This window comes from Kocuria varians (genome assembly GCF_006539885.1).
GTDB classification, from domain to species: domain Bacteria; phylum Actinomycetota; class Actinomycetes; order Actinomycetales; family Micrococcaceae; genus Kocuria; species Kocuria varians.
On record NZ_BJNW01000001.1, the window covers coordinates 214,851 to 241,260 of the forward strand.

Here is a 26,410-nt window from a genome sequence, read left to right on the forward strand (position 1 = left end):
CCCCGCGGCGGCGAAGGGGGCGTCTCCTCCCCGGCGCACGCGGCTGAGACGGCCCCCGCCGGTAGACTCGGGGCATGACTTCACAACCCACGGCTGTAGGTTTCATCGGGTGGCGCGGCATGGTGGGCTCGGTGCTCATGGACCGGCTGCGCGCGGAGGGCGACTTCGCGGGGCTGGACCCCGTCTTCTTCTCCACGTCCAACGTCGGCGGTGCCGCACCCGAGATCGAGGGCGCCGGGGACACCGGCACGCTGCAAGACGCGTACGACCTCGACGCCCTATCCCGGCTGCCCGTGATCGTGACCACCCAGGGTGGCGACTACACCAAGGCCGTGCACGGAGACCTGCGCGCCCGCGGCTGGGACGGCCTGTGGATCGACGCCGCCTCCACGCTGCGCATGAACGACAACGCCGTCATCGTGCTCGACCCCGTCAACCGGGACGTCATCGACTCCGCCCTGGAACGCGGCGTCAAGGACTTCGTGGGCGGCAACTGCACGGTCTCGTGCATGCTCATGGGCCTGGGCGGGCTGTTCCGCAACGACCTCGTGGAGTGGGCCACGTCCATGACCTACCAGGCGGCCTCCGGCGGCGGTGCGCGCCACATGCGCGAGGTGCTCACCCAGTTCGGGGACCTGTACGGCGCGGTCGCGGACGAGCTCGCGGACCCGGCGTCGGCGATCCTGGAGATCGACCGCGCGGTGCTCGCGAAGCAGCGCAGCGGTGAGCTGGACACCACCCAGTTCGGGGTGCCGCTCTCCGGATCGCTCATCCCCTGGATCGACGCGGACCTGGGCAACGGGCAGTCCCGCGAGGAGTGGAAGGCGCAGGCCGAGACCAACAAGATCCTGGGCCGCGGTGGGGACAGCCCCGTGCCCGTGGACGGACTGTGCGTGCGGATCGCCGCCATGCGCTCCCACTCCCAGGCCCTCACCCTCAAGCTGCGGGACGAGATTCCCGTGGCGGAGATCGAGCGGATCCTCGACGCGGACAACGAGTGGGCCACCGTGGTGCCCAACACCAAGGAGGACTCCGTGCGGGAGCTGACGCCCGTGGCCGCCTCCGGTTCCCTGCAGATCCCCGTGGGCCGCATCCGGCCCATGAGCATGGGCCCGCAGTACATCTCCGCGTTCACCGTGGGAGACCAGCTGCTGTGGGGTGCCGCGGAGCCGGTGCGGCGCATGCTGAAGATTGCCACCGGCACGTTGTGACCGCGGACGTGGCCTGAGGAGGCGGGCCGCAGGCGTCGTCGTCCGGCTCTGAGCCACGGGCCGCTCGGCAGCACCGCAGGCCCTGCCTCACGGCCCGTCGGGAGCGCACGACGCCGCCCGGTACCGGCCGGGCGGCTAGGAGACCTCGGGGGCCTCGGCACGCAGGTGCCGGGGCCCCTGCGTCTGCCGGCACGGGCGCTCACTGGCCCTGCGGTAGCGGCGCTCGGCCACGAGGTTCGACCACCAGCGCCACACGCGCAGCGCGAGCCGTTTGAGGCGCTGGGTGAGCCGGTGCGCCCACTCGAACTCGGTGCTCCAGATCCCGAGCCCCAGGAAGATGGACAGCCAGCCCGGGCCGGGGGTCACGAGCATCACGATCCCGGCGAGGACGAAGAATCCCCCGAGCACGATCACCGTGCCCTTGTGCAGGATCCGCAGCACGGGGTGTCGCTCGGACAGCGCCCGCAGCCGCAGCACGGCCTGGTGCACCCTGCCACCCTGCTCGCCGCGCTCGATCTCCTCGTGCAGCTCGGAGCTCATGCGTGTCCCGCGCGGCTCACAGGGACAGTCCCACGAGCACGGGTTCCGGCACGAGCACGACCCCGGAGACCTCGGCCACGCCGCGCTGCACGGTGCGGGCCACCGCGGCGACGTCCTCGCCGGAGGCCCCGCCCCTGTTGGTCATGGCGAGCGTGTGCTTCGTGGACAGGGACGCCCGGCCCCCGGCCACGGACTCACCGTCCAGGTCCAGGAGCTCGTTGCGCGTACCGGGCAGGCCGAAGCCCTTGCCGAACCCGGCGTGGTCGATCAGCCAGGCGGCGGAGAACTTCACGGCACCCGGCAGCTCGTGGCCCCGCGCGTCGAGCACCGGGTAGCGCGGGGCGTCCGCGGGGATGCGGTCGGTCAGCTCCTCGTGGGAGACCACGGGGTTCGTGAAGAACGAGCCAGTGCTGCAGGTGTCCCGGTCCGCGGGGTCCAGGACCATGCCCTTGCTCGCACGCAGCCGCAGCACGGTCTCCCGCACGAGCGCGGCGGGGGCGGTCTCTCCCACCTCCACGCCGAGCGCGGTGGCGAGCTGTGCGTAGCGCACCGGCAGGGACTCCTCCTGCCGCAGCAGCCGGAAGGTCACCGCCAGCACGACGTGGCGTGGGGAGCCCGCGGTCATGCTTCGCTTCAGGGCGGAGTCCCGGTAGGAGAATGCGAGCTCCCCCGCGGTGAAGGTGCACTCGCGCCGCTCGGTGCGGTCCCACGTGCGCACGCTCTCGATCGTCTGGGAGACCTCGGCCCCGTAGGCGCCCACGTTCTGCACGGGCGTGGCCCCGGCGGTGCCCGGGATCCCCGCGAGGGTCTCCAGCCCGGCCAGCCCCCGCGCCACGGTCTCGCGCACGGCGTCGTCCCACGGATGGCCCGCGGCCACCTCCACGAGCACCGCGCCGTCCTCGGCCTCCGCGACGACGACGCCGCGCGAGGCCACGTGCACGACCGTTCCCTCGTAGGGTGCGTCCGAGGCGAGGATGTTGGAACCGCCACCCACGAGCAGCACGTGCTCGCCGGCGTCGTCCGCGGCGGTGACCGCGGCCAGCAGCTCCTCCTCAGTCTCGGCCCGCACGACCTTCGCGGCGGGGCCCCCCACGGCGGTGGTCGTGAGCTCGGACAGGCGCAGGGCATTCATGAGCGCCACTCTAGCCGCGGAACCTCACGACCGCCTGGGCCTTGACGAGCACCTTGAGGGCCTTCGCCTCGGCGGGATCCGTGTCCGGCTCGGAGAGGTCCGGGGCGGTGACGGTCAGGTCCACGCGCGCGGTGCGTGCCTCGGGGTCCACGGCACCCACCACGCCGCTCACGGAGAGCGTGGTGCTGGGCGTGGCGGCGGTGTCGAAGGTGTTCGGAACCACCACGGGCTTCGTGAAGCGGGTCTGGTAGTCCACGACCGCTCCCGGATCGCCGACCCACTCGGTGACGAGCCCCACGGCCGCCCCCATGGTGAACATGCCGTGCGCGATTACGTTGGGCAGGCCCACCGACCGCGCGAACGGCTCGTTCCAGTGGATCGGGTTCATGTCCCCGGACGCCCCCGCGTAGGCCACGAGGTCCGCACGGGAGACCTCCACGGTGCGCTCCCCCACGGGCTGGCCCTTCTCGACGGTCTCGAACTCCACGGTCACTGCTCCTCACCTCGCACCAGCAGCGACGACACGGTGGTCGCCACCTTCTCGCCGTCCACCGTGGTGATCTCCACGCGAGAGGTCACCATGGCGCCGCCGCCCAGGGGACGCACCGCGTCCACCGTGACGGCCGCGGTCAGCTCGTCCCCCGCCACGATCGGGCGGTGGTGCGTGAACCGCTGGTCCGCGTGCACCACGCGGGAGAAGTCGATGCCGGCCTCGGGGTCGTTGACCAGGGCGGCGTCCGCGCGCTGGGAGACCACGATGGCGAACGTGGGCGGCGCCACGAGGTCCGCGTACCCGGCGGTCCGGGCGGCGTCGACGCGGTGGTGTGCGGGATCCGTGGCCTTCACGGCGGCGGCGAACTCGCGGATCTTCTCGCGGCCCACCTGGTACGGGGCGATGGACGGGTAGGTCCTGCCCACCACGTCTGCGGATACGGACATGCTCTCCTCGATTCCTCACGGGGCGTTCGCAGGTCAGCCTATCGGGTGGGCGCCCGCCGGGAGGGCGGGTCCGGGCAACGGAAAAGGCGCCGCTCCCCGAGGGGAACGGCGCCTGAACGGTAGCGGTGGACGGGCTCGATCCGTCGACCTCACGATTATGAGTCGTGCGCTCTAACCAGCTGAGCTACACCGCCACATCAATGATGAAACCCACGATTCACGAGGAATCGCAGGTGGTCATCATGAGAGCCCCGACCGGGAATCGATCCCGGGACCTCCATCTTACCAAGATGGCGCTCTACCACTGAGCTATCGGGGCAACGCGGGATACTCTAACAGCATCCCGCCGCCTCGCACAAAACAGGCGGGCGGGGCCGTGGCCGAGGGCCGCCGCGGACGACCGGGAGCGGCGTCGTCGACGGCGCGTGCCCGGTTGCACCGAGGCCACCGCCGCCCGATCGGGCCGCCCCCCCCACGCGGCGCGGCTGATGCTGCCCAGTGGAGTGAATGCAGCCCAGGGCCCCGGAATCTGCAACAACGGAGCAAACGCAGCAGGTTTCGGGACGCACGTGCCGTCACCCCAGCCCCGGAGACGCGAGCGGCCCCTCGCCCCGCGCTCGGGGTGAGGGGCCGCTCAGGCGTGGGCCGGATCAGCGGCCGGAGTAGCCGCCGTTGTTCTTGCCGTAGCTCTTCTTGCGCGGACGGTCCTGGTAGGAGGAGCCGCCGCCGCGGGGACGTCCGCCGCGGTCGTCGCGGTAGCCGCCACGATCGCCACGGTCATCGCGGTAGCCACCACGGTCACCGCGGTCGGAGCGCGGCCGGTCGTTGCGCGGGCCGCGGTCGTCGCGGAAACGGTTGCCGCCGCGCGAGCCGCCGGGGCCGCGGTCCTCCTGGATGCGGATGGGGGTGCCGTTGATCTGGGTGCGGGAGAGCTTGTCCAGCGTGCCGGCGGGCAGGTTCTCGGGCAGGCCCACCAGGGTGAAGGTCGGGCGGATGTCGATCGCACCGATCTGCGAGCCGTTCAGCCCGCCCTCGTGCGTGAGGGCGCCCACCACGGAACCGGGCTGCACGCGGTCGCGGTGACCCACGGCCAGCTTGTAGGTTCGCATGCCGGACTCCTCGCCCGGGGCGCGCCGGTTGCGGGGCCCACCGGTCTCCTTGCGGTCGCGGTCGCGCTTGCGCTGCGGCAGCTCGGGAAGGTCCTCCACGAGGAACGGACGCCCGTTCTGCGCGATCACGGCGAGCGCCGCGGCGATCTCCACGGCGTCGACGTCGTGCTCGGACTCGTAGCGCTCCACAAGGTCGCGGAACAGGGTGAGGTCCTCCGACTCGATGGTCTCCTCGATCTGCTGCGCGAAGTTGTCCTTGCGGGTCTGGTTGACCTCGTCCGTGGACGGCACGCGCATCTGCTCGACGGGCTGGCGGGTTGCTTTCTCGATGGCGCGCAGCAGGTACTTCTCGCGCGGCGTCATGAACAGGATCGCCTCGCCCTTGCGACCGGCGCGGCCCGTGCGGCCGATGCGGTGCACGTAGGACTCGGTGTCGTGGGGAATGTCGTAGTTGACCACCAGGGAGATGCGCTCCACGTCCAGGCCGCGGGCGGCGACGTCCGTGGCCACGAGGATGTCGATCTTGCCGTCGCGCAGGGAGTCGACGGTGCGCTCACGCAGGTTCTGGGGGATGTCGCCGTTGATCGCGGCCGCGGTGTAGCCGCGGGCCTTGAGCTTGTCCGCGATCTCCTCGGTGGCGGCCTTGGTGCGCACGAAGACGATCACGCCGTCGTAGTCCTCGACCTCCAGCACGCGGGTCATGGCGTCCAGCTTGTGGGGGCCCATGACCTGCATGTACCGCTGGCGGGTGTTGGTTCCCGTGGTGGTCTTGGCCTTGACCGTGATCTCCTGCGGGTCGCGCAGGTACTGCTGGGCGATCCGGCGGATGGCCTTGGGCATGGTCGCGGAGAACAGCGCGACCTGCTTCTCGGTGGGGGTCTGCGCGAGGATCTTCTCGACGTCCTCGGAGAAGCCCATGCGCAGCATCTCGTCCGCCTCGTCGAGCACCACGTAGGCGATGTCGTCGAGCTTCAGAGAGCCCTTGCTGAGGTGGTCGATCACACGGCCGGGCGTGCCCACGACCACCTGAGCGCCGCGCTTGAGGCCGGCGAGCTGGGGACCGTAGGAGGAACCGCCGTAGACGGGCAGCACGGTGAAGTCGTCCAGGTGGGTTGCGTAGGAGCCGAAGGCCTCCGCCACCTGCAGCGCGAGCTCGCGGGTGGGGGCCAGCACGAGCACGCGGGTGCTGCGCTGCGGGCCGTGCAGGTCCGAGAGCTCCGCGAGCTTGGACAGCGCCGGCACCGCGAACGCGGCGGTCTTGCCGGTTCCGGTCTGGGCGAGGCCGACGACGTCGCGGCCGCTGAGCAGCGCGGGGATCGTCGCCGCCTGGATGGGCGAGGGGTACTCGTAGCCGACCTCGTCCAGGGCGGCCAGCACACGCCCGTCCACGCCGAGCTCGGCGAAGGTGGGCAGGTTCGGCTCGTCCGAGGAGCCCGAGGACTTCTCGGCGGACGCGCCAGTGGTGGCCTCCGGCTCGGAGCGCGTCTTGCGCTGCACGGGGGCCTCGGCCTTCTCAGCGGCCGGGGCCGGAGTGGTCTCGTCCGCGACGGCGGCGGGCTCGGCAGCCGGCGCGTCCTGCGCGGCGGCGGGAGCGGCGTCGACGTCGACGACCGTGGTCTCGCCGGGCTCGCTCGCGGGAGCCACGGTGTGGGTGGTCGTGCTGGCTTCGGGGATGTTGTCAGTGGGCATGGAAGAACCTCGCTTCGGTGGAATGGAATGACTGGCACCGGTGCGAGCGGAACGTTCCGCTGAATGTCCAGGACCGACGTGCCGGTGACGGCGAAACGGTGACGTATGGACAGAGAACCGGGATGATTAGCCTCCATCCTAGCGCACCGCGACCCCGGTTCAGGGCGTTTTCCGGGCCACCGCGATGTTCGCCTCGTCACTGACCACCGTGTAGTCGTGCCCGTAGACCTCGCGCGCGTAGTCGGCGACATCCGTGGGAGGGGCACCGCCCCACGTGGCCCCGGCGCGGTCCACGACCACGTACTCCGGGGCGGGATCCTCCCCGTTGCCGATCCATTGCACGTCCGTCCGGCTCACGAGCGCGTTCATGAGGGTGAGGTCCGTGGCCACGCTCGCCCCGCGGGGGATCCGCTCCACCGCGGCGGTCTTGGCCTGGGCGCGCGGATCCGGCTGCCACGCCTGCGCGGTGGCCAGCTGCGCGAGCGGCTGCTGGGTGCCGAGCACCAGCGCGATGACGAGTGCCGCCCACGGCGCACCGGCCGCGAGCCTGCCCAGCACCGGGGCGTCCCAGCCGGAGGCGCGGCCGCCGGGCCGGCCCGCCACGGCGCGGCGTCGTGCCCGGGCGGCGTCCCCGCGCAGCCGCACGAGCGCGTCCACCAGGGCCACGAAGACCACCGGCATCAGCACGGCGCTGTAGTGCCAGCCGGGGCCCCAGTAGCCGTCGTTGGGCGAGAGCATGCGCCAGGCGAGCGTGGGCAGCGCCACGAGCGCGATCGGTGAGCGCACCGCCACCACGGCACCGGCCAGCAGCAGGAGCAGCCACGTGACCAGCTTCGCGGCGGGCACCACGAGCAGGACCACCGCCGCGGCGGGGTCCCGCACGAACCCGCCGAGGTCCAGCTTGTCCGCGTAGGCGAACTCTCCCGCCGGGTTCAGCGCCGGCAGCACCACACCCACCGCGAGCGCGGTGACCAGCAGCCCCCACAGCACGAGACCCGCACCGCACCACAGCTCGCGGGTGCGGCGCAGGGTGCGCAGGTCGCTGCGCCACTGCGCGCGGTCGAGGACGACGACGCCGCCCGCTCCCCCGGCGGGGGCGGGGGTTGCGTCGCGGGCTGCGGCGGTACAGCGGAGCGCCGGGCGCCGGTACGAGGCCACGAACCCGGCCAGGCGGCGTCGTGCCACAGGCCACCAGCGCCGCACGAACGGCAGCGCCGCGCGGCCGAGCATCAGCACCCCGATCATCGCGACCGTGACGCCCAGGTCCTCCTTGACCAGCGCGACCGGTGCGGCCCACACCGTGGCGGCCGTGACCCGCCGCTCCCGCCACGCGGTCAGGGACAGCGCGAGCAGGGGCACCGCCAGCGCGATCTCGTGGAACTGCACCGATACGGCGTTCTGCAGCCCGAAGCTTAACGCGTATGCAAGCCCCACGGCCAGCGCCGCACCCGGTCGCAGCGCCCGCACGGCGCACCCGGTCACCACGGCGGCCGAGATGCCGAACAGCACGTCCTGCGCGAGCATCAGCGTCAGGGCGGACGGGAAGAGCGTGTACAGGGGTGTCAGCAGGATCAGCAGCGGGTGGAAGTGGTCTCCCAGCAGGTTGAAGCCGTGCCCCTTGAGGTCCACCACGGGACCGTGGCCGGAGGCGTAGGAGCAGAGCAGCTGGGTGAAGATCGCGTCGTCCCACGAGGGCACCTCCCAGCGGATCCACTGGCTCCACGAGAACGAGCAGTACAGGGCGGTGGCGAGCAGACCCACGAGGAGGGGCAGGAGCCGGGCGGCCCGCCGTGCGCGGAGGTCATCCGGGCCGGTGCTGCCGTGGGGCTCGGGCGCGGCTACCGGGTGGGGGGTCGTGTGCTGCGGTGCCACCGGTTCTCCGTCCGGGATCGATGCGGGCCGTCAGGTGGTGGGGGCGACGCCGGGGGGACGTCGAGGAGCACGGTCCTTGCGGGCCGGCGCTCCAGGAGTCAAGGTACCGCGCGCGGCCCCGTTGTGCGTGTCGGTGCGCGGTGCGACTCTGAACGCATGACCAGCCAGGTGATGCCCCGGGCGACCCCGGGGATGCGCACGCCGCCCGGGGGCTCCCCCGTGCGGCTGCGCTGGACGCCACCCTTTCCCGTGCACCTGGGGCAGACCCTGCGCGTGCTCGCGCGGGGCGCGGAGGATCCCACCGTCCGCGTGCTCTCCCCGGACCGTGTGTGGATCGCCACCCGGTGGGAGGGACTGCCCGTGAGCGCGTGCTTCTCCCGAGAGGCCGTGGCGGAGGGCGTGAACCCGCTGGAGCGCGACGTCATGGTGGAGGCCTGGGGCCCCGGCGCACCGGGCTGGCTGCCCACCGCACCCCGGTGGGTCGGCGCCGCGGACGACTGGAAACCTTTCGAGACCTCGGACGGCTACCACCTGCTCCCCGCTTCTCTCACCCGGGCACGGCACCAGCACCCCGGGCTCCGGCTTCCCGCCACGGGCACGGTGCTGGACCGCGCCGTCGTCTCCGTCCTGGAGCAGCGGGTCACGGCCCTCGAGGCGGTGCGCGCCCACCGGGCACTGCTGCGCTGGGCCGGCGAGGATGCCCCGGGCCCCGCGCCCAGTGGCATGCGCGTCCCACCCACCGCCGAGCAGTGGCGGCGCGTCCCCTCCTGGCAGTGGCACCGCGCCGGGGTGGACCCGGCCCGCTCCGCCACCGTGATGCGCGTGGTGCACCGGGCCTCCGCGCTGCAGCGCCTCGCCCGCCAGGAGGACCCCGCACAGGTCCGGCGGGCCCTGCAGTCCATCGGCGGGATCGGGCCCTGGACGGCCGCGGAGATCACGCAGTGCACCCACGCGGACCCGGACGGCGTCAGCGTGTACGACTACCACCTGGCGGACTACGTGTGCTGGTTCTTCGACGGCGCCCCCGGCTCGGACGCCCGCATGCTCGAGCTGCTGGAGCCGTGGCGTGGCCACCGCCAGCGCGTCGTGCGGCTCATCAAGGCCAGCGGGCACCGCAAGCCCGCGTTCGGACCACGGCTGAGCCCGGCGGACCACAGGCACCACTGACCGACCAGCACGGCCATCTGTGTCGAGGGGCGAGCCCGCGCTCAGGTGTGCCTCCCCTGGCTGGCAGCGCCCCCGGATATGCCGCAGACTACGGTGCATGTCCCAGCACACGATTCCCGAACCCCACGCCGACACCTCCGGCGACAAACTCAACAAGCTGCGCGCCAGCGTGCTCGGCGCGAACGACGGCATCGTGTCCGTGGCCGCCACCGTGGTGGGCGTGGCCGGTGCCACCGCCTCCACCGGGCCCATCCTCGTGGCCGGTACCGCCGCCGTGATCGGTGGCGCCCTCTCCATGGCCCTCGGCGAGTACGTCTCCGTCTCGAGCCAGAAGGACTCGGAGGAGGCGCTGATCGAGAAGGAGAAGTGGGAGCTGCGGGAGATGCCCGAGGCCGAGCTGCAGGAGCTCGAGGACCTCTACCGTGAACGCGGGCTCAGCCAGGCCACCGCGCACCAGGTGGCCCTCGAGCTCACCGCGAAGGACCCCCTCAAGGCGCATCTGGATGCCGAGCTCGGCATCAACGCGGAGGACATCGCGAACCCCTGGGCCGCCGCGATCTCCTCGGCTCTCGCGTTCTTCGTGGGATCCCTGCTGCCGGTCCTCGCGATCCTGCTGCCGCCGCCGGAGTGGCGGATTCCCGTGACGTTCGCGGCCGTGCTCATCGCGCTGGCCCTGACCGGCACGCTCGGCGCCCGGCTCGGTGGCACGCCCCATGTGGGGCGGGCTGCGCTGCGCGTGGTCGTGGGTGGCGCGATCGCCCTGGCGGTCACGTTCGCGATCGGCTCGCTGCTGGGGGTCTCCGCGGCCTGAGCCGCCCGGGTATCGGGCGCGTGCCTGGCGGTGGCACGGAGCACCGGTGCAGGGGGCAGACCGTTCCACGAAGAACTCCCGCGGACGGCAGCGGCACCGCAGACCCCACCGGCACACGACAGCACGAGGGCGGTTCCCCCTCAGGGGAACCGCCCTCGTGCTGTCGTGCCGGGTCCCAGGACCGCAGTGGCGCTGCCGCCCGGCCCGGGACCGGATCAGTTCTGGGGTGCCTGCTCGCCGTCGGCGCCGCCCTCGGCGGCCTGCTTGGCGACCTCGGCACGGACCTCGTCCATGTCCAGGTTCTTCACGGCTCCGATGACCTCCTCCAGCGCGGACGCGGGAAGCGCACCGGGCTGCGAGAAGACAAGGATGCCCTCGCGGAACGCCATGAGGGTGGGGATCGAGGAGATCTGCGCGGCGGCGGCGAGACCCTGCTCGGCCTCGGTGTCCACCTTGCCGAACACGATGTCCGGGTTGGTCTCGGAGGCCGCCTCGTAGGTGGGCGCGAACTGCTTGCACGGTCCGCACCAGTCGGCCCACCAGTCCAGCAACACGATGTCGTTGTCGGAAATGGTCTGGCCCAGGGTGTCCTGGGTGATGTCAACAGTAGCCATGCGTCCCACCCTAGGGGCCCGCCCGGGAACCGTTCCAGGCCGTTCACTGCTGGCTCAAGGACCCCGCACGCGGTCACCGACAGCATCTCGGCCCAGAGCATGGCGGCGAGGGACGCGCGCACGGAGCGTGCGGGGGAAGGGCCGCCCCGTGGGAGTCCCCACACGGGTGGACACGCAGAAAGGGCCTCCCCGGACCGTGTGGTCCTGGAAGGCCCCTTCGTGGTGCCCCGGTGCAATGAGCACCGGATGTCCGTGGCAGGTGAGGGATTCGAACCCCCGTAGGCGTAGCCAGCTGATTTACAGTCAGCCCCCTTTGGCCGCTCGGGTAACCTGCCGGAACGTCCAACGCGCAGAGAACTTCTTCGCGACGAAGCACCTCAACAATACACAACGGGACCCGGCCGCCCAAAACCCGCAGGTCACGGCAGGGAACCGGGCGCCGCGGCGCCGTCGGTTTCGGGCTCCGGCCCCGGTCCTCGTCCGCGCGGGCGTGACGCCCGGCCGCACCGGCGCGTGCGGCGTCGACTACCCTCGTGTCGACACGGACTCACGCAAGCGCACAAGGAGAAGCACATGGCATCGGAATCGTCGTTCGACGTGGTCAGCAAGGTCGACAAGCAGGAGGTCTCCAACGCCCTGAACCAGGCCCAGAAGGAGGTGTCCCAACGCTACGACTTCCGCGGCGTGGGCGCTGACATCGACTTCTCCGGGGAGAAGATCCTCATCAAGGCCAACTCGCAGGAGCGCGCCGAGGCCGTGCTGGACGTCTTCCAGTCGAAGCTCGTCAAGCGCGGCATCTCGCTGAAGTCGCTGGACTCCGGTGAGCCGTACGCCTCCGGCAAGGAGTACCGGATCGAGTCCTCCATCAAGGAGGGCATCGCGCAGGACCAGGCGAAGAAGATCACCAAGCTGATCCGCGACGAGGGCCCCAAGGGCGTGAAGGCCACCATCCAGGGTGACGAGCTGCGCGTCTCCTCCAAGTCCCGCGACGACCTGCAGGAGATCATCTCCCTGCTCAAGGGCTCGGACCTGGAGGTCGACCTCCAGTTCGTCAACTACCGCTGAGTCCGCGGGAGCCGGGGACGACGCCGCCCGCGCGCCGCGGCATCGTCCCCGGACCTCGCCGCGCGCCTCAGCCGCGGCGGTAGAAGTCCCCCGTGCGCGCCATGTTCTCCAGCCGGGCCACGCGGTCGTCGGTGCTGGGGTGCGTGCGGAACAGCCCGGAGACCGCGCCGCCGCGGAACGGGTTGGCGATCATCAGGTGCGAGGTGTTGACGAGCCTCTGGTCCTCGGGGTTCATGGGGCGCTGGTTCGCCCCGCCCTCGATCTTGCGCAGCGCGGACGCCAGCGCGAGCGGGTCGCCGGTGAGCGTGGAGCCGTCCTCGTCCGCGTCGTACTCGCGGGTGCGGGAGATGGCCAGCTGGATTACGGACGCGGCCACGGGCGCCAGGAACGCCATGAGCAGCCCCACGAGCAGGTTGCCCCCGCCGCCCCCGCGCTCGTCGTTGCCGCGGCCACCGAAGAACGCCGCGAACTGCAGCATCTGCGCGGCTGAGGTGATCAGCCCGGCCACGGCCGCCGCGACCGAAGACGTGAGGATGTCCCGGTTGTAGACGTGCATCAGCTCGTGGCCCAGGACGGCGCGCAGCTCCCGCTCGTCCAGCAGCTGCAGGATCCCCTCGGTGCAGCACACCGCGGCGTGCTCGGGGTTGCGCCCGGTGGCGAACGCGTTGGGGCTCATGGTGGGCGCGATGTAGAGCCGCGGCATGGGCTGACCCGCCGCCTGCGAGAGCTCGTGCACGATCCGGTACATGGCCGGGGCCTGCTGCGGGGTCACCGCGACCGCCCGCATGGACGCCAGGGCGAGCTTGTCCGAGTTCCAGTAGCTGTAGGCGGTGCCCGCGAGTCCGACCACCCCGAAGAGCAGGATGAAGAACGAGCTGCGCGTGGCGTTGGCGATCACCCACCCGATCCCCAGCAGCACGACCCACATCCCGCCGAGCAGCAGGGCGGTCTTGAGTCCGTTGTAGTGGCGGTGCATTGCGTGTTCTCCTCCGCGGCTCACGCCGGTGTATTTCTGGTCCTCGCGCCTCGGGTCGGCGCCTTCATGGCCCCGGGGTCGCTCACAGGCAGATCGTGACCCCGCCGATCCCGATCGACGCGCTGCAGGGGCTGGGGGTGACGTGTCCTCCGGGATCAACCGGGGTGGGAACGCTGGTGGGCTCCTGGGTGACGGTGGGCCGTGAGGTGGGAACGGGCGGCGTCGTCGGCTCCGGGGTGGGATCCACCGCCGGTGGCACGGGGTCGCCGGTCTGCACGGGATCCACCGCCGGGTCCGTGGCCGGGCCGGGGACCGGGGGAAGCAGCGGCACCCGGGTGTCCTGCTGACCTGTCCCCTCCTCCACCGGGCCGACGGTGATCGGCAGGGAGGGCACCGCGCTGGGCTGCGCCGGACGGACGTCCTGCTCCCGCTGCCCCTGCGGCAGGGCGGTGAAAGCGGGCCCGTCCGCGAGTGCCGCTCCACTGGCGGATGCGCGCGGACCCGCGAGGGCCGACGTCGCGCCCGCCGACCCGTGCGCCGGAGTCCCGGTGGGCTCCACGGCGGAGGACACCGAGGTGTCCTCCGAGGTGTTGGTCGCCACCACCACACCCGCGGCGGCGACCGCGGCCACGAGGACGGCCGCGGCGGCGATGGCGAACCCGGTGCCCGACGTCGTCGCGGCCACCGCACCGCCCGAGGCGGCGGTAGCGCCCGTGCCCGAGGCGCCGGAGCCTGCCACACCGGCGGCGGTCGCATCGGCCGAGGCTGCTCCGGCCGACGTCGCGCCCGCCGAGCCTGCGCCCACCGAACCCGCGCCGACGGACGACTCCGCCGCGACCACCGCGGCCCCGCCGGTCCCCACGAGCGGGGTACCCGCGAGCGCGGTGGCCAGGTGCGTGCCCTCACCGCCCCACAGGGGAAGGCCCGCGAGCACGGGGAGCACCCAGCCGCGCAGACCGAGACCGAGGTCCTGCAGCTGCAGGTACTCGGCGGTGCAGCGGCGACACTCGTCCAGGTGGCCCTGGACCACCTTGGTGCGCGACGGCGTGAGCGAGCCACGCGCGAACGCGCCCAGCTGGGAGGAGAACTCGCTGCAGTTCGCGAGCGCCTGCGCGGAGACGTGCTCCTGCATGTAGGCGGCACGCAACCCCTCGCGGGCCCGCTTGCCCAGTGCCGAGACCGCGTTGGGCTGGGCGCCGACGACGCTCGCGACCTGGCGCGGCCTGCGCCCCTCGACCTCGAGGTACCAGAGGATCTCCTGCCAGCGCTCGGGCAGGGAGGCGAAAGCGCGTGCCACCACGGCGGAGTCCACCTGGCGCACCACGGTGTCGTCGAAGAGCTCCACGCGGTCCAGGACGCCGTAGGGCTGGGGGTCCTCGGGACGGGTGCGGCTGAGCTCGTTGGCGCGGTCCGCGGCGAGCCGGGACACGGCGGTGACCAGGTAGGCGCGCAGGAACTCGCGCGGACCCCTGCCCTCCTGGAGCAGACCGAGCACGCGTATGAAGGCCTCGGAGACGAGGTCCTGGGCGTCCGACTCGTTGCGGGAGTGCATGCGGGCAACGGCCAGTGCCGCGCCGCGGTGGCGCTCGTAGAGCTCCGCGAACGCGCTGGAGTCGCCCTGGCGGACGGCGGTGAGCAGCGTCTCGTCACTGGCCGGGAGATCGTCGGGGCCCGTGGGACGTCCGCTGCGGGGGGCTGCGCTGTGTGTCATGACGCCCTCTGGCAGGAGAAGTGGATCGTGGTGTCCCCATTGTGTCAGCCCCGGCCCGGAAGTGTCAGCGCGTCGCGGGACGCCCCCCCGGCACCCGCGGGGAGACGGTCGGGGGTGGGACCGGCGCCCCTCCGCCGGTCCCACCCCCGTCTCCTAGTACCGCTCTCTCCCCCCTTGCCGGGCAGCCCACCCGGCCGAGAGACGCTCTCGCCCACCGTGTGCCACGCGATGTGTCCCCGTACGTGATGTGGCACCGGTTCGTCGGCCCCAGAGCGATCGGGCCGTCCGGGATCCCGTGCAGCCCGCGCGGGATCCACCATGTAGACAGGCGGGGAGGGAAATCGTGACGCGGAATCCGAAAACTTTTTTCCGGGCCCCCGTCACGGCCCAGCGACACGCGGCAGCACCCCGCGAAAACCCCGGAACCACGCGACGTCCGGGGATTTTGGTCACACTAACTATTGTGAATGGCTCAGAATAAGACTAGGGTTGGACCCATGGAGACCACTGCTGCGGCCGTCGCGCGCCCCTCACGGGATGCGTGGACCTCGCACCTGCGCTCGCACGGGCGCAGGGTCACCAAGCAGCGTCTCGCGGTGCTCGACGCCGTGGACGCCGTCCCCCACGCAACCGCCGAGGACACGGTGCGGCAGGTCCGTTCGGTCCTGCCCAACATCTCGGTCCAGTCGGTCTACGTGGTCCTCGCGGACCTCACGAGCATCGGCATGGTGTCGAAGCTCGAACCGCCCGGGTCCCCGGCGCGGTACGAGATCCGCACGGGGGACAACCACCACCACGTGTACTGCATCTCCTGCGGAAGCATCCAGGACGTGCCGTGCGCGGTGGGACACGCACCGTGTCTCACGCCCTCGGAGGACCACGGCTTCCAGCTGCTGTCCGCCGAGGTGGTGTTCCGGGGCATCTGCCCGCGCTGCCAGAACGGAGGCGCGGCGGCTGTCCCCTAGGCCCAGCAGCAGTACCCGTCCAACACTATCGTCGGCTCCCATCCATCACCCAGGAGGAACCATGTCTGACACCACTCCCCACGAGCACGGACTGCGCAAGACCGGCTCGTTCACCACGAACCAGGAGGGCCTGCCCCTCCCCACCAACGCGGACGCACACTCGCTGAGCGTCGGCGCGGACGGCCCGATCGTCCTGCACGACTCCTACGTGGTCGAGAAGCTCGCCGCGTTCGACCGCGAGCGCGTCCCCGAGCGCGTGGTGCACGCCAAGGGCGCCGGCGCCTTCGGTGAGCTCGAGATCACCGAGGACGTCTCGCAGTACACCAAGGCCGCCGTGTTCCAGCCGGGCACCAAGACCCCCATGCTGGCCCGCTTCTCCACCGTGGCCGGCGAGCAGGGCTCCCCGGACACCTGGCGCGACCCCCGCGGGTTCGCCCTGAAGTTCTACACGACCGAGGGCAACCTGGACATCGTGGGCAACAACACCCCGGTCTTCTTCGTGCGCGACGGCATCAAGTTCCCGGACTTCATCCACTCGCAGAAGCGTCTGCCGGGCTCCGGCATGCGTGACAACACCATGCAGTGGGACTTCTGGACGCAGTCGCCCGAGTCCGCCCACCAGGTCACCTACCTCATGGGCCCCCGCGGCATCCCGAAGACCTACCGCCACATGAACGGCTACGGCTCGCACACCTACCAGTGGAGCAACGAGTCCGGCGAGCGCTTCTGGGTCAAGTACCACTTCATCTCCGACCAGGGCGTCGAGGGCCTGACCGGCCCCGAGGCCGAGGAGATCGCCGGCAAGGACGCCGATGCGCACCGCCGCGACCTCTTCGACTCGATCGAGAAGGGCGACTTCCCCTCCTGGACCGTCTACGTGCAGGTCATGCCGTACGAGGACGCCAAGACGTACCGGTTCAACCCGTTCGACGTCACCAAGATCATCTCCCAGAAGGACTACCCCCGCATCAAGGTGGGCAAGTTCACGCTGAACCAGAACCCGCTGAACTACTTCGCCCAGATCGAGCAGGCGGCGTTCTCCCCGAGCAACACCGTGCCGGGTGTGGAGATCTCCCCGGACAAGATGCTCATGACCCGCGTGTTCTCCTACCCGGACACGCACCGTCACCGCATCGGGGCGAACTTCGCGGATCTCCCCGTGAACTTCCCCTACCGTTCCGAGCAGAACTCGTACTCGCAGGACGGCCCCATGCGGTACTCGTTCAAGCACCCGAACCAGCCGGTCTACGCGCCCAACACCCAGGGCGGCCCCGTCGCCGGTGCCGGTGCGGCCAAGGCCGACGAGCTGCGCTGGGAGTCGGACGGGGACCTGCTGCGCACCGCCGCGACCCTGCACTCCGAGGACGACGACTTCGGCCAGGCCGGCACCCTCTACCGCGAGGTCTTCAACGACGAGGAGAAGGCTGAGACGGTCGAGAACATCGCCGGGCACGTGGGCGACGTGACGGATCCGACGATCAAGGAGGCCGCCTTCCAGTACTGGGAGAAGGTCGACGCCGATCTCGGTCGCCGCGTCCGCGAGGCCGAGGCCCGCAACGCCGGTTCGGACGCCTACGGCATCTGAGCCACGGTGAGCCGAGAAGGCCCCCGCACCCCCGTCGAGGGGTGCGGGGGCCTTCTTCGTGGGCCCCTACTGCTGCGGGGCGTCGTCCTGCGAGGAGCCCTGCTCGGCCGCGAGGTCCTTCTCGTGCTGCGTGACGAGCTCGAGCATCTCGCGCAGCTGCGTGGTGGGCAGGGTGGTGACCGGGGCGATCGCGTTGATGCAGATGGCCTCGGCGTCCGAGTCCAGGACGAAGTCGAGGATCCGGCGTGTGGGGGCGGAGCGCACCGTGAGACCCGGGTCCAGGGCCGCGACCTCCGCCGCGGACGTGAACACGAGCAGGGTGTCCGGAGCGGCACCCTCCTCGGAGGGCTTGACCATGACCGGCACCGCGTTGTCCCCCTCTTCGCGCGTGCCGAGCAGCAGGTGGCCACCGGGGTTGAACAGGGCGCCGAGCACCCCGGACATGTTGTCGTCGAGCAGCGCCTGCTTTAGGGCCTCGTTGTGCGGCGAGCGGGAGACCCACTCAATCTGCTGGCGCGGCATCCGCAGCGCGTGCTCGGAGGCCGGGTCCACCACGATCTCGCCGTACTGCGAATCCTTGGCGACCATCTCCAGGGTCGCGCTCGCGCGCTGGCGCAGCAGCACCGGCTGGGTGAGGTCAGGGTTCTTGTTGCTGCGCTCGAACATCTCCCGCGCCTGGTCCGCGGTGGTGTAGACGGCCAGGGCGCGCGTGCCGTCCGGCTGGTTCACGGTCTGCACGCGGATGTGCGACTCCGGACCCACGGGCTGGCCGTCCTCGCCGGGCACCAGGTCCGAGCCGGAGACGTCCAGCAGCACGGTCCCGGCCAGTGCCTCGCGCAGGGCGGCCGCCATGGCGCGCTCCCCGGGATCCTGGAGGTAGGCCTCGGCGGCAGCGCGCAGCCGGGGATGCACGTCTCCGTCCGAGGCGTCCTGCGAGTCCTCGGCGAACGGCAGCGCCACACCGGCTTCCTCCGCGAGCGCCACGGCCCACTGCGGGGTCCGCCGCCGGGTGCGGGGGAACGCCTCCAGCTGGGCCAGGACGTCCTGGGCCGTGTACGGGCCCTCCTGGGCGTAGACGTGCGGCTGGTCGTGGAAGTGGTAGGACGCCGTGGTGCCGAAGCTGGGCTCGGGCCAGCCCGTGGCGGTGATCGTCACGGACGCCGAGAACCAGCTGCCGCGCCCGGGCACGTAGCAGCTGCGCTGCAGCTCGGCCAGGGTCTCGAGCACGGCGCTGTCCTGCTTGATGGGCCCCGCCGCGCCGGGCGTGGCGACGCCGCCGCGGTCCTCTACCACCCGCAGGTGGACGCGTCCGCCCTGCGGCTTGAACTCCACGAGCATGGCGTCCCACCCCGGCTCGCTGCGCAGGACGGACATCACCCACTCCCCCACACGGGTGACGAGTTCGCGTTCCCCGCGCACGGCGGAGGTGGTGTCGGGCTGCGGCTCAGAGGTCATTCGTGTCAGTCCCTTCGACCCGCTCGTGCCGGGTCAGGTCGTCCGAGGGTGCGGGAAGTCCCCGGGAGGTCCCGGGCCGCGCGCCGTTCCAGCCTAACCAACGGGCCCCGGCGCCGTCGGCAGCGCAGTGCCGCAGAGCTTGCCCCGAACCGGCGCTGACCCGCCACGACGGCGCTGTGCGAGTCCGCCCCAGTTGTTAGCCTGGGACCATGACAAAAACTTTGCAGGAGCTGATCGACGCATCGATCTTCATCTCCACCGAGTACCAGGCAGTGCTGGCCGAGCTGTCCCAGGGTGCGGAATGGGACGTGGACTTCTCCGCGCCGTCGTTCACCCTGCAAACCACGCCGCCCGTGACCCTCACCCCCTACCTGCTGGGCACCGAGTCCGCCTCCCGCGGCTCCTTCGTGTGGTCGTGGCGCGAGCTCGGGCACTTCAACCCGCGCGTGGTCTCCGCCGCCGTGCAGGCCGAGCAGGCCGGTAAACGTCAGGACGTTGCCGAGCTCGTCACGGACGAGCTGCCGCTGCAGGAGGGCCTCGCCCGCCGCCTGACGCTGGCCGCGAAGGCCGTCACCGGTCTCTACGCCCACTACCCCGCGCGCGCCGGCGGCAACATCACCGCGTGGCTGCTGCTGGACGGCCCGCAGTTCGAGCTGCCCCGCCTCACCGAGCAGCGCATGATGCAGGTCATCGGCGAGTCCCTCACCACGGACACCGCCGTGGACCACAACCTGGCCGTGGCCAGCTACGCCGCGCTGCGCGGCGCACACGTGGAGTGGGACACGGACGCCACCTGCGTGGTCACCGTGCACGACGGCGCCCAGCGCTTCTGGTTCGACGACCACCAGATCACCGGTGTGGAGCCCGCCGAACCCAGCGTGGGCGAGGACGAGCTGCGCGAGCTCGAGCGCCAGGCCCGCACCCGCCGCGAGGCCCTGCTCGAGGACCGCCGGGCCGCCGAGGTCCGCGCCGAGCAGCTGGGCCACGAGCAGCGCGAGGCCGCCGCCGAGCGCAAGCGCCGTGAGCGCGAGGAGGCTGCCGCCGCCGCGGCGTCGGCACCCGTTGCGGAGACCGTGTCGGAGGACGCCGAGCCGCTGCCCAGCGAGCTGAGCCCCGAGGAGATCGAGGCGCCGGAGCCCGAGCAGCCCGCGGACGACGTCGCCGTGCCCGCCAGCACCCTGCGCGAGACGGACCAGCCCTTCGACCAGGAGCCCACCCACGAGCCCGCCGCGCCGGGCCGCGTGGAGACCCGGGTGCTGCCCGGTCCGCAGAGCGACTCCCTCACGGCCGGTCCCGCCGCGTCCCCGAACCCGGACACGACCGCCATGTCCCGCATCCCGGACCCGGAGTTCGCCGCCGGCCAGCCCAGCACCCAGGACGCCGACCGCGTGGACACCGCCGCCCGGGACACCGTGCCCGCCCGCGGCGAGGAGCGCGTGGAGCGCGAAACCGTGGTCGAGGAAGAAGTGGTGGTCCGCGAGGACACCACCCGCACCCCCGAGCGCGAGCGCCCCGTGGCCGCGGACCGTGCCCGCGCCCAGGACCGCTTCGGCCGTGACGAGCGCGTGGCCCGCGAGGAGCGCCTCCCCTACGAGGCTCACGAGGAGGTCGTGGAGCGCGAGACCGTGGCCGGTCCGGGCGCCCCGGAGGACGACCTCTCCGCCCCCGCCGTCGTGGACGGCGAAGAGGTGGAGACCAACGAGCAGGCCGAGCGCAAGGGCAAGAAGAAGCGCGGCTTCCTCAGCCGGTTCTTCGACCTCTGATCCCCGGCCGGTCACCGGCACCAGCGGAGCACCCGTCCCTCGCGGCAGGTGCTCCGTCGTCTCCCATGCCGGTCGCTCGCCGTGGGCCGTCACGCGCGGGAGGCGGCCCGGCGGACGACGGTAGGATCGATCGGTGACTTCCACCGCGAACCCCGGCCCGGACCCCGACCAGCACCGTCGGGTCCGGGCCGGAGTCGGTTTCGGCTTCGGCGCGTACGCGATCTGGGGGCTGCTGCCCCTGTACTTCGTGCTGCTCGCGCCCGCCGGACCCTACGAGATCGTGGCCCTGCGGGTGCTGTTCTCCCTCGTGTTCTGCCTGCTGATCCTCGCGATCACGCGCGGGCTGCGGCAGTTGCTCCGCGTCTTCCGGGACGGTCACACCCTGGCGGCGCTGTCCGTGGCCGGTGTGCTGATCGCCGCCAACTGGCTGCTGTACACCGTGGCCACCACCACCGGGCACACGCTCGAGGCGTCCCTGGGGTACTTCATCAACCCGCTCGTGGCCATCCTGCTGGGGGTGGTCGTGCTGCACGAGAAGCTGCGGGCGCTGCAGTGGGCCGCCCTGGGAGTGGGGGTCCTCGCCGTGCTGGTGATGGCCGTGTTCTACGGTTCCGTGCCGTGGCTGTCCCTGGGGCTCGCGTTCTCGTTCGGCTTCTACGGCCTCGTGAAGTCGCGGATCGGCTCCCGCTACCCAGCGCTGGTCACCCTGACCGCGGAGACCGCCACGATCACCCCGCTGGCCCTCGTGGCCATGGCCCTGCTCGGTGTCCGCGGGGAGGTCACGCTGACCTCCGAGGGCCCCGGACACTTCCTGCTGCTGCTCGCCGCCGGCGTCATCACGGCGGTGCCGCTGCTGCTCTTCGGCGCGGCGGCCTCGCGGCTGCCCCTGAGCACCCTGGGGATGATCCAGTACGTCGCGCCCATCGGACAGTTCGTCCTGGCCGTGGCCCTGTTCCACGAGGCCATGCCCCCGGAGCGCTGGGTGGGCTTCGGCCTCGTGTGGATCGCGGTGGTGCTGCTCGTGCTCGACGCCGTCCGCGCACCCCGGGTGCCGCGCCTCCCGAAGCGCCCGCGCGCCACCCGCGCCTGACCCGGCGCCGTCGAACGCCCCTCCCCCGCCACGGGCACACCGCCGGGCTGCGGATGACGACGCTGAGGTGCAGAAGTGCCACGGATGCGTGCCGCCGTGAGGGCACTTCTACACCCCGGAGTGCGCCACCCGAGGGCAGAGCAGAAACGAGCCCGCCCCCGGACCGCGTGGTTCGGGGGCGGGCTGCGCTGTCTGCGCCGGGGATGCCCCGACGCCGTGCGGCGGGCGCGGATCACCGGGACCCGCGTCCGACGACGGTCAGCCTCGGGGCTCGGGGGCGACGCCGTCCGCGGGCTCCGGGACGACGGCGCCGCGCGGCGTCGTCGTCGCCTCCGAGGGCTCGCGGTGCGGCTGGGTGTCCTGGGTCTGCTCGGGATCGTCCAGCTCGTCCACCAGCTCTGGGGAGCGCTTGATGTTGATCAGGGCGAGGAGCAGGCCGCCCCACACCAGGACAATGGCGACGATCATCATGACGATGGCGGCACCGCTCATGAGAGGTCCCCTTCCGACTGGCGGGACGCCGTGCCCGCGGTTGAGGTGGTGCCGACGCTCTCGCCGGAACCCGTGACGGAGGTCCCCGCGTGCGACCACGGGGCGGTGCGCTGCACCACGGTGCCGCGGTCGATGGCGCGCAGGGAGAAGTCCTGGTCCAGGGCCGCGGTGCGCACCTCGGTACCCGTGTAGTGGGTCAGACGGTCCTGCTCCGCGATGGCCCTGCGGTCCAGGTACGCGTCCTGGATGGCCGGTGCCGGGCTGGTGAAGGCCTCGGCGGTGCGTCGGCTCCAGGGCAGGCGCGAGAGCAGGTACGCGATCACGATGATCCCGGCCGCCATGCCCCAGCCGAACGTGTTCACGAACCACTGCGGCATGTCGTTGTAGCCCTCGGACACGGTCTTGGTGAGCTGGTCGATCAGGATGTAGCCCAGGATGATCGGGGTGATGCCACCGGCCATGATCATCCAGGTGCGGCCCAGCTTGAACGAGGACACCGAGTTGATGTGGTCGCGCAGCGTGGGCAGCGCGGTGAACCCGGCCGTCAGCAGCATCACGGAGACGAGGGCCGCCGCGACGATGCCGAAGTTGTTCACGAACGCGTCCACCACGTCCAGCAGGTTCAGGCCCGTGGTCGTGGGGAAGAACAGCAGGGAGATCGCGGCCAGCGGCAGCACCACGGTGGCAACCGCCGCGGGGCGGGACAGGCCCAGCTTGTCGCGCACGCCGGCCACGATGACCTCCACGATGGAGATCAGGGACGTGAAGCCCGCGAAGGCCAGCGCACCGAAGAACAGCACACCGATCAGGGTGCCGAACGGCGCCTGGGAGATGATCGCCGGGAACGCGATGAACGCGAGCCCGATCCCGGAGGTCGCGACGTCCGAGACGGACGTGCCGGACGCGTTCGCCATGAAGCCCAGTGCGGCGAACACCCCGATGCCCGCGAGGATCTCGAAGGACGAGTTGGCGAAGCCCACCACGAGCGCGGAACCGCTGAGGTCAGAACGAGGCTTGAGGTAGGACGCGTAGGTGACCATGATGCCGAAGCCCACGGACAGCGAGAAGAAGATCTGGCCGTACGCGGCCACCCACACGGAGGAGTCCCCGAGGGCCTCCCACGACGGCGTGAACAGCGCGTTCAGACCCGCGCCCGCACCGGGCAGGGTCAGGGCCATGCCCACCATGATCAGGAACATCACCACGAGCAGCGGGATCAGTACCACGTTGAGCTTGCCGATGCCGTTCTGCACGCCCAGCATCAGCACCACGAGCAGCACGAGCCACGCGATGGCGGTGGCGATGAACACGGGCCAGATGAAGTCGAAGCCGATGGTCACCTGGTCCGAGACGTGCATGTAGTCCTTCATGAAGAAGGTCGCGGGATCGGAGCCCCACGCCTTGCTGAAGGAGAAGACGGTGTACTGCATGGCCCAGCCGATGATCAGCGCGTAGTAGATGGCGATGACCACGCAGATCATCAGCTGCCACCACCCGATGGTCTCGAGCTTGGGGTGCAGCCGGCGGAAGGACAGCGGTGCGGAGCCGCGGTAGCGGTGCCCGATCGCGTAGTCGAGCATGAGCAGCGGGATGCCCGCGGTCAGCAGCGCGACCAGGTAGGGGATGATGAAGGCGCCGCCGCCGTTGTCGAACGCGACGTACGGGAAGCGCCAGATGTTGCCGAGACCGACGGCGGAGCCGATCGCGGCGAAGATGAACATGGTGCGCCCGGAAAATGCTTCCTTGGCGGCGCCACCACGCGTCTTGTCTGTGGACATGGATGAACCTCACACGGAACGGGACGTCCCCCGCGCGTGGTGCGGCGACCTCGCCGGCGGGAGTGACTGGTGAACGGGTCAAGCCTACTAAGAGCTCAGCCCCTGCGGTGGACCACCGCGTGCGCGAAGTCGATCAGCGCGGCCTTGGCGACGGAGTCCTGCAGGGGCTCCAGCGCCGCAATGGCTTCGTCGGCCCACCGGTTGGCGATCTGCCAGGCCTCGGCGGCGGCGGGTTGGGCGGAGACGGCCGCCACGGCGGTGGCCAGGGCGTCGTCGTCCGTGAGGTCACCGTCGATCAGACGGAGCACTTCCTGTGCGGACGCCGCGGCGGCGGGGTCCGTGCCGGCGGCGTCGCGGCGCAGCAGCAGGACGGGCAGGGTGTCCACGCCCTCGCGCAGGTCCGTGCCGCGGGTCTTGCCGGAGACGTCCGGGTGGCCGGTGAGGTCGATGATGTCGTCCGCGAGCTGGAACGCGAGGCCCACCTTCTCGCCGTAGACGACCATGAGGTCGACGACGTCACGGGGCGCGCCGCCGAGCAGCGCACCGTACTGCCCGCTCGCGGCGATCAGGGAGCCGGTCTTGCCGGAGAGCACGCGGAGGTAGTGGTCCACGGGGTCCTCGCCGTCGGCGGGGCCGGTGGTCTCCTGCAGCTGCCCGATCACGAGCCGCTCGAACGTGGTGGCCTGGATCATCAGGGGTTCCTGGCCGAGTGCGGAGACCATGGCGGAGGCCCGGGCGAAGATCATGTCCCCGGTGAGGATGGCCACGGTGTTGCCCCACACGGTGTGCGCGGTCTCCACACCGCGGCGCATGGGGGCGGAGTCCATGACGTCGTCGTGGTAGAGGGAGGCCAGGTGCGTGAGCTCCACGACCACGGCGGCCTCGATGACCTCGTCCGTGACGTGGCCTGCGACCTCCGCCGCGAGCAGTGTGAGCAGGGGGCGGACCCGTTTGCCACCGGCGTCCAGCAGGTGGCGGGCGGTGATGTTCGCGAGCTGGTCGGTGGCCTGGACGGCCTCAGCGAGACGCTGCTCCACGCGCTCGAGCGAACGCAGCATGAGAGGACCCAGGTGCGGGTCCTGGGCGATGAGCTCGAAGCCTGCGGGCAGGCGCAAGGAGCCGTCGGTGCTGCTGGGATCGGTCACGGTCCACCACTCTAGCGACAATTCAGCTCGCGGGGGTCAGCGCATCCAGCACGGTAATGGCGCGATCCGTCACAGTCCTGGCCGGGCGGTCGGAGAGCTCCGTCATGAGCTGCACCGCGAAGCGCATCAGGGCGGGCACGCGCATGCCCGAGCGCACGGCCGCGGAGAGGATCGCGGGGTGGCCGATGAGTTCGGCGAGCGCCCTGCCCTGGGTGAAGTGGGCGCCCCACTCGTCGCGCACGAGCCGCGGGTAGCGGGCCAGCGCGTTCTCCCTCTGCTGGGGTCCGTTGGCCCCGGCGGCGTCCACGATGCACGAGGCCGCAAACAGCGCGGACTCCATGGCGTTGGAGATGCCCTCGCCGTTGAACGGGGAGACGAGCCCGGCGGAGTCGCCGAGCAGCATCAGCCCCGGAACGTAGTGGGGGGTGCGGTTTCCGGCCATGGGCAGTGCCGCCGAGCCGATCCGGCCCACCTGGTGCTCGGGGTCGAAGGTCCACTCGGCGGGCATGGACGCGGCCCAGTCCCGCAGCACCGCGCGGTAGTCCAGCGTGCCGAAGGCGGGTGAGGTGTCCAGGATGCCGAGGCCCACGTTCGCGGTGCCGTCCCCCACGCCGAAGACCCACCCGTAGCCGGGCAGCAGCGAGCCGTGCGGGTCCGTGCCGTCCGCGAGCTCCAGCCAGCCCTCCATCCAGTCCAGCTCCGAGCGCGGCGAGCGGTAGTAGGTGCGCACGGCCACGCCCATGGGCCGGTCCTGGCGCCGGTGCAGTCCGGCGGCCACGGCGGTGCGCGTGGAGTTGCCGTCCGCGGCGAGCACCACGTCCGCCGTGTGCTCCTCGATCTGCTGGGTGCGCCGCCCGGTCTGCGGGTCCACCACGGCGGCGCGCAGCCCCACGATCCGCCCGGTGTCGTCCCGCAGGACGTCCTGCACGGAACGGTTCTCCACGATCTGCGCCCCGGCGGTGCGCGCGTGGCGGGCGAGGTCCTCGTCGAAGCCGGAGCGCGTGCGCACCAGCCCGTAGGACGGGAAGTCGGTGAGCTCCGGCCACGGGAACTCCACGGTGCGACCACCGGCCACGAGCCGCAGCCCGCGGTTCTCGCGGTAGCCCTGCTCCGGCCCATGCGGCAGGCCCATGAGCTGCATCTGACGGACCGCGCGCGGCGTGAGACCGTCCCCGCACACCTTCTCGCGCGGGTAGGAGGTCTTCTCGAGCACCGTCACGGGAATCCCCTGGCTCGCGAGCCAGTACGCCGCCGTGGCACCCGCGGGGCCACCCCCGCTGATCAGAACCTTCACTGCGCCG

Annotated in this window: 22 protein-coding genes and 3 tRNA genes; 8 read left to right on the plus strand and 17 right to left on the minus strand. The window is 71.6% G+C overall.

The window, feature by feature from the left end; translation table 11 throughout:
* The first annotated feature begins 74 nt into the window (after window positions 1-74).
* Window positions 75-1,211: an aspartate-semialdehyde dehydrogenase gene (gene asd / locus KVA01_RS01040; protein WP_141268566.1), complete on the plus strand. Its 1,137-nt coding sequence runs from the start codon at window positions 75-77 to the stop codon at window positions 1,209-1,211.
* Between the two features lie 135 nt (window positions 1,212-1,346).
* Here the strand turns inward: asd and KVA01_RS01045 are convergent, their stop codons facing one another.
* The 8 genes from KVA01_RS01045 to KVA01_RS01080 form a co-directional block, all read right to left on the minus strand.
* Window positions 1,347-1,751 carry a PGPGW domain-containing protein gene (locus tag KVA01_RS01045; protein ID WP_068468088.1) on the minus strand — a complete coding sequence of 135 codons (405 nt, stop codon included), beginning with the start codon at window positions 1,749-1,751 and terminating at the stop codon, window positions 1,347-1,349.
* Window positions 1,752-1,767: 16 nt separating this feature from the next.
* Complete coding sequence (locus KVA01_RS01050) at window positions 1,768-2,883, minus strand: UDP-N-acetylmuramate dehydrogenase (RefSeq protein ID WP_068468154.1); 1,116 nt, start codon at window positions 2,881-2,883, stop codon at window positions 1,768-1,770.
* A gap of 10 nt (window positions 2,884-2,893) precedes the next feature.
* On the minus strand, window positions 2,894-3,376 hold the full coding sequence (locus tag KVA01_RS01055; protein WP_068468090.1) for a MaoC/PaaZ C-terminal domain-containing protein: 483 nt from the start codon (window positions 3,374-3,376) through the stop codon (window positions 2,894-2,896).
* Window positions 3,373-3,822, minus strand: a complete 450-nt coding sequence (locus KVA01_RS01060; RefSeq protein ID WP_068468092.1) for an FAS1-like dehydratase domain-containing protein — start codon at window positions 3,820-3,822, stop codon at window positions 3,373-3,375. The genes KVA01_RS01055 and KVA01_RS01060 overlap by 4 nt, the downstream gene beginning before the upstream one ends.
* Window positions 3,823-3,942: 120 nt before the next feature.
* Window positions 3,943-4,016 (minus strand) — tRNA-Met (locus tag KVA01_RS01065).
* 53 nt (window positions 4,017-4,069) lie between these two features.
* Window positions 4,070-4,141: transfer RNA gene (locus KVA01_RS01070), tRNA-Thr, on the minus strand.
* 331 nt (window positions 4,142-4,472) lie between these two features.
* A complete protein-coding gene (locus KVA01_RS01075) occupies window positions 4,473-6,620 on the minus strand; it encodes a DEAD/DEAH box helicase (RefSeq protein WP_068468094.1) in 2,148 nt (715 codons plus the stop codon).
* Window positions 6,621-6,779: 159 nt separating this feature from the next.
* Complete coding sequence (locus tag KVA01_RS01080; protein ID WP_082810257.1) at window positions 6,780-8,492, minus strand: DUF2079 domain-containing protein; 1,713 nt, start codon at window positions 8,490-8,492, stop codon at window positions 6,780-6,782.
* Between the two features lie 156 nt (window positions 8,493-8,648).
* Between KVA01_RS01080 and KVA01_RS01085 the strand changes: the two genes are divergently transcribed.
* Both KVA01_RS01085 and KVA01_RS01090 read left to right on the plus strand, forming a co-directional pair.
* A complete protein-coding gene (locus KVA01_RS01085; protein ID WP_068468096.1) occupies window positions 8,649-9,659 on the plus strand; it encodes a DNA-3-methyladenine glycosylase family protein in 1,011 nt (336 codons plus the stop codon).
* 97 nt (window positions 9,660-9,756) lie between these two features.
* A complete protein-coding gene (locus KVA01_RS01090) occupies window positions 9,757-10,470 on the plus strand; it encodes a VIT1/CCC1 transporter family protein (RefSeq protein WP_068468098.1) in 714 nt (237 codons plus the stop codon).
* 215 nt (window positions 10,471-10,685) lie between these two features.
* On the opposite strand, the gene KVA01_RS01095 is transcribed toward KVA01_RS01090, so the two are convergent.
* Both KVA01_RS01095 and KVA01_RS01100 read right to left on the minus strand, forming a co-directional pair.
* The gene (locus KVA01_RS01095) at window positions 10,686-11,084 is read right to left on the minus strand and encodes a thioredoxin family protein (protein WP_141268568.1); all 399 of its coding nucleotides are present in this window, start codon (window positions 11,082-11,084) and stop codon (window positions 10,686-10,688) included.
* A gap of 253 nt (window positions 11,085-11,337) precedes the next feature.
* Window positions 11,338-11,419: transfer RNA gene (locus tag KVA01_RS01100), tRNA-Tyr, on the minus strand.
* Between the two features lie 238 nt (window positions 11,420-11,657).
* Here KVA01_RS01100 and KVA01_RS01105 point away from each other — a divergent pair.
* On the plus strand, window positions 11,658-12,149 hold the full coding sequence (locus KVA01_RS01105) for a YajQ family cyclic di-GMP-binding protein (protein WP_068468102.1): 492 nt from the start codon (window positions 11,658-11,660) through the stop codon (window positions 12,147-12,149).
* A 67-nt stretch (window positions 12,150-12,216) separates the two neighbouring features.
* Here the strand turns inward: KVA01_RS01105 and htpX are convergent, their stop codons facing one another.
* Window positions 12,217-13,125, minus strand: a complete 909-nt coding sequence (htpX, locus tag KVA01_RS01110; RefSeq protein WP_068468104.1) for a zinc metalloprotease HtpX — start codon at window positions 13,123-13,125, stop codon at window positions 12,217-12,219.
* Window positions 13,126-13,207: 82 nt separating this feature from the next.
* Window positions 13,208-14,836 (minus strand): sigma-70 family RNA polymerase sigma factor, encoded by a 1,629-nt coding sequence (locus KVA01_RS01115; RefSeq protein WP_068468106.1) that lies wholly within the window; start codon window positions 14,834-14,836, stop codon window positions 13,208-13,210.
* A gap of 497 nt (window positions 14,837-15,333) precedes the next feature.
* On the opposite strand from KVA01_RS01115, the gene KVA01_RS01120 reads away from it, so the two are divergent.
* Window positions 15,334-15,801, plus strand: a complete 468-nt coding sequence (locus KVA01_RS01120) for a Fur family transcriptional regulator (RefSeq protein ID WP_068468108.1) — start codon at window positions 15,334-15,336, stop codon at window positions 15,799-15,801.
* 61 nt (window positions 15,802-15,862) lie between these two features.
* Window positions 15,863-17,386 (plus strand): catalase, encoded by a 1,524-nt coding sequence (locus tag KVA01_RS01125; RefSeq protein ID WP_068468111.1) that lies wholly within the window; start codon window positions 15,863-15,865, stop codon window positions 17,384-17,386.
* A 66-nt stretch (window positions 17,387-17,452) separates the two neighbouring features.
* On the opposite strand, the gene KVA01_RS01130 is transcribed toward KVA01_RS01125, so the two are convergent.
* Entirely contained in the window at window positions 17,453-18,841 is a 1,389-nt protein-coding gene (locus KVA01_RS01130) for an SseB family protein (RefSeq protein WP_068468112.1), read from the minus strand.
* Between the two features lie 209 nt (window positions 18,842-19,050).
* Between KVA01_RS01130 and KVA01_RS01135 the strand changes: the two genes are divergently transcribed.
* Window positions 19,051-20,604: a DUF6882 domain-containing protein gene (locus tag KVA01_RS01135; protein WP_068468114.1), complete on the plus strand. Its 1,554-nt coding sequence runs from the start codon at window positions 19,051-19,053 to the stop codon at window positions 20,602-20,604.
* Between the two features lie 133 nt (window positions 20,605-20,737).
* On the plus strand, window positions 20,738-21,694 hold the full coding sequence (rarD, locus tag KVA01_RS01140; RefSeq protein ID WP_141268570.1) for an EamA family transporter RarD: 957 nt from the start codon (window positions 20,738-20,740) through the stop codon (window positions 21,692-21,694).
* A gap of 258 nt (window positions 21,695-21,952) precedes the next feature.
* Here rarD and KVA01_RS01145 read toward each other — a convergent pair whose 3' ends face one another.
* The 4 genes from KVA01_RS01145 to KVA01_RS01160 all read right to left on the minus strand — a co-directional run bounded on the left by KVA01_RS01145 (window position 21,953) and on the right by KVA01_RS01160 (window position 26,403).
* Entirely contained in the window at window positions 21,953-22,186 is a 234-nt protein-coding gene (locus KVA01_RS01145) for a methionine/alanine import family NSS transporter small subunit (RefSeq protein WP_068468118.1), read from the minus strand.
* Window positions 22,183-23,964 (minus strand): sodium-dependent transporter, encoded by a 1,782-nt coding sequence (locus tag KVA01_RS01150; protein ID WP_068468120.1) that lies wholly within the window; start codon window positions 23,962-23,964, stop codon window positions 22,183-22,185. Before KVA01_RS01150 ends, KVA01_RS01145 begins: the two co-directional genes overlap by 4 nt.
* Window positions 23,965-24,059: 95 nt before the next feature.
* On the minus strand, window positions 24,060-25,109 hold the full coding sequence (locus tag KVA01_RS01155; RefSeq protein ID WP_371858559.1) for a polyprenyl synthetase family protein: 1,050 nt from the start codon (window positions 25,107-25,109) through the stop codon (window positions 24,060-24,062).
* A 22-nt stretch (window positions 25,110-25,131) separates the two neighbouring features.
* Window positions 25,132-26,403 carry an NAD(P)/FAD-dependent oxidoreductase gene (locus KVA01_RS01160; protein ID WP_068468123.1) on the minus strand — a complete coding sequence of 424 codons (1,272 nt, stop codon included), beginning with the start codon at window positions 26,401-26,403 and terminating at the stop codon, window positions 25,132-25,134.
* Window positions 26,404-26,410 lie beyond the last annotated feature (7 nt).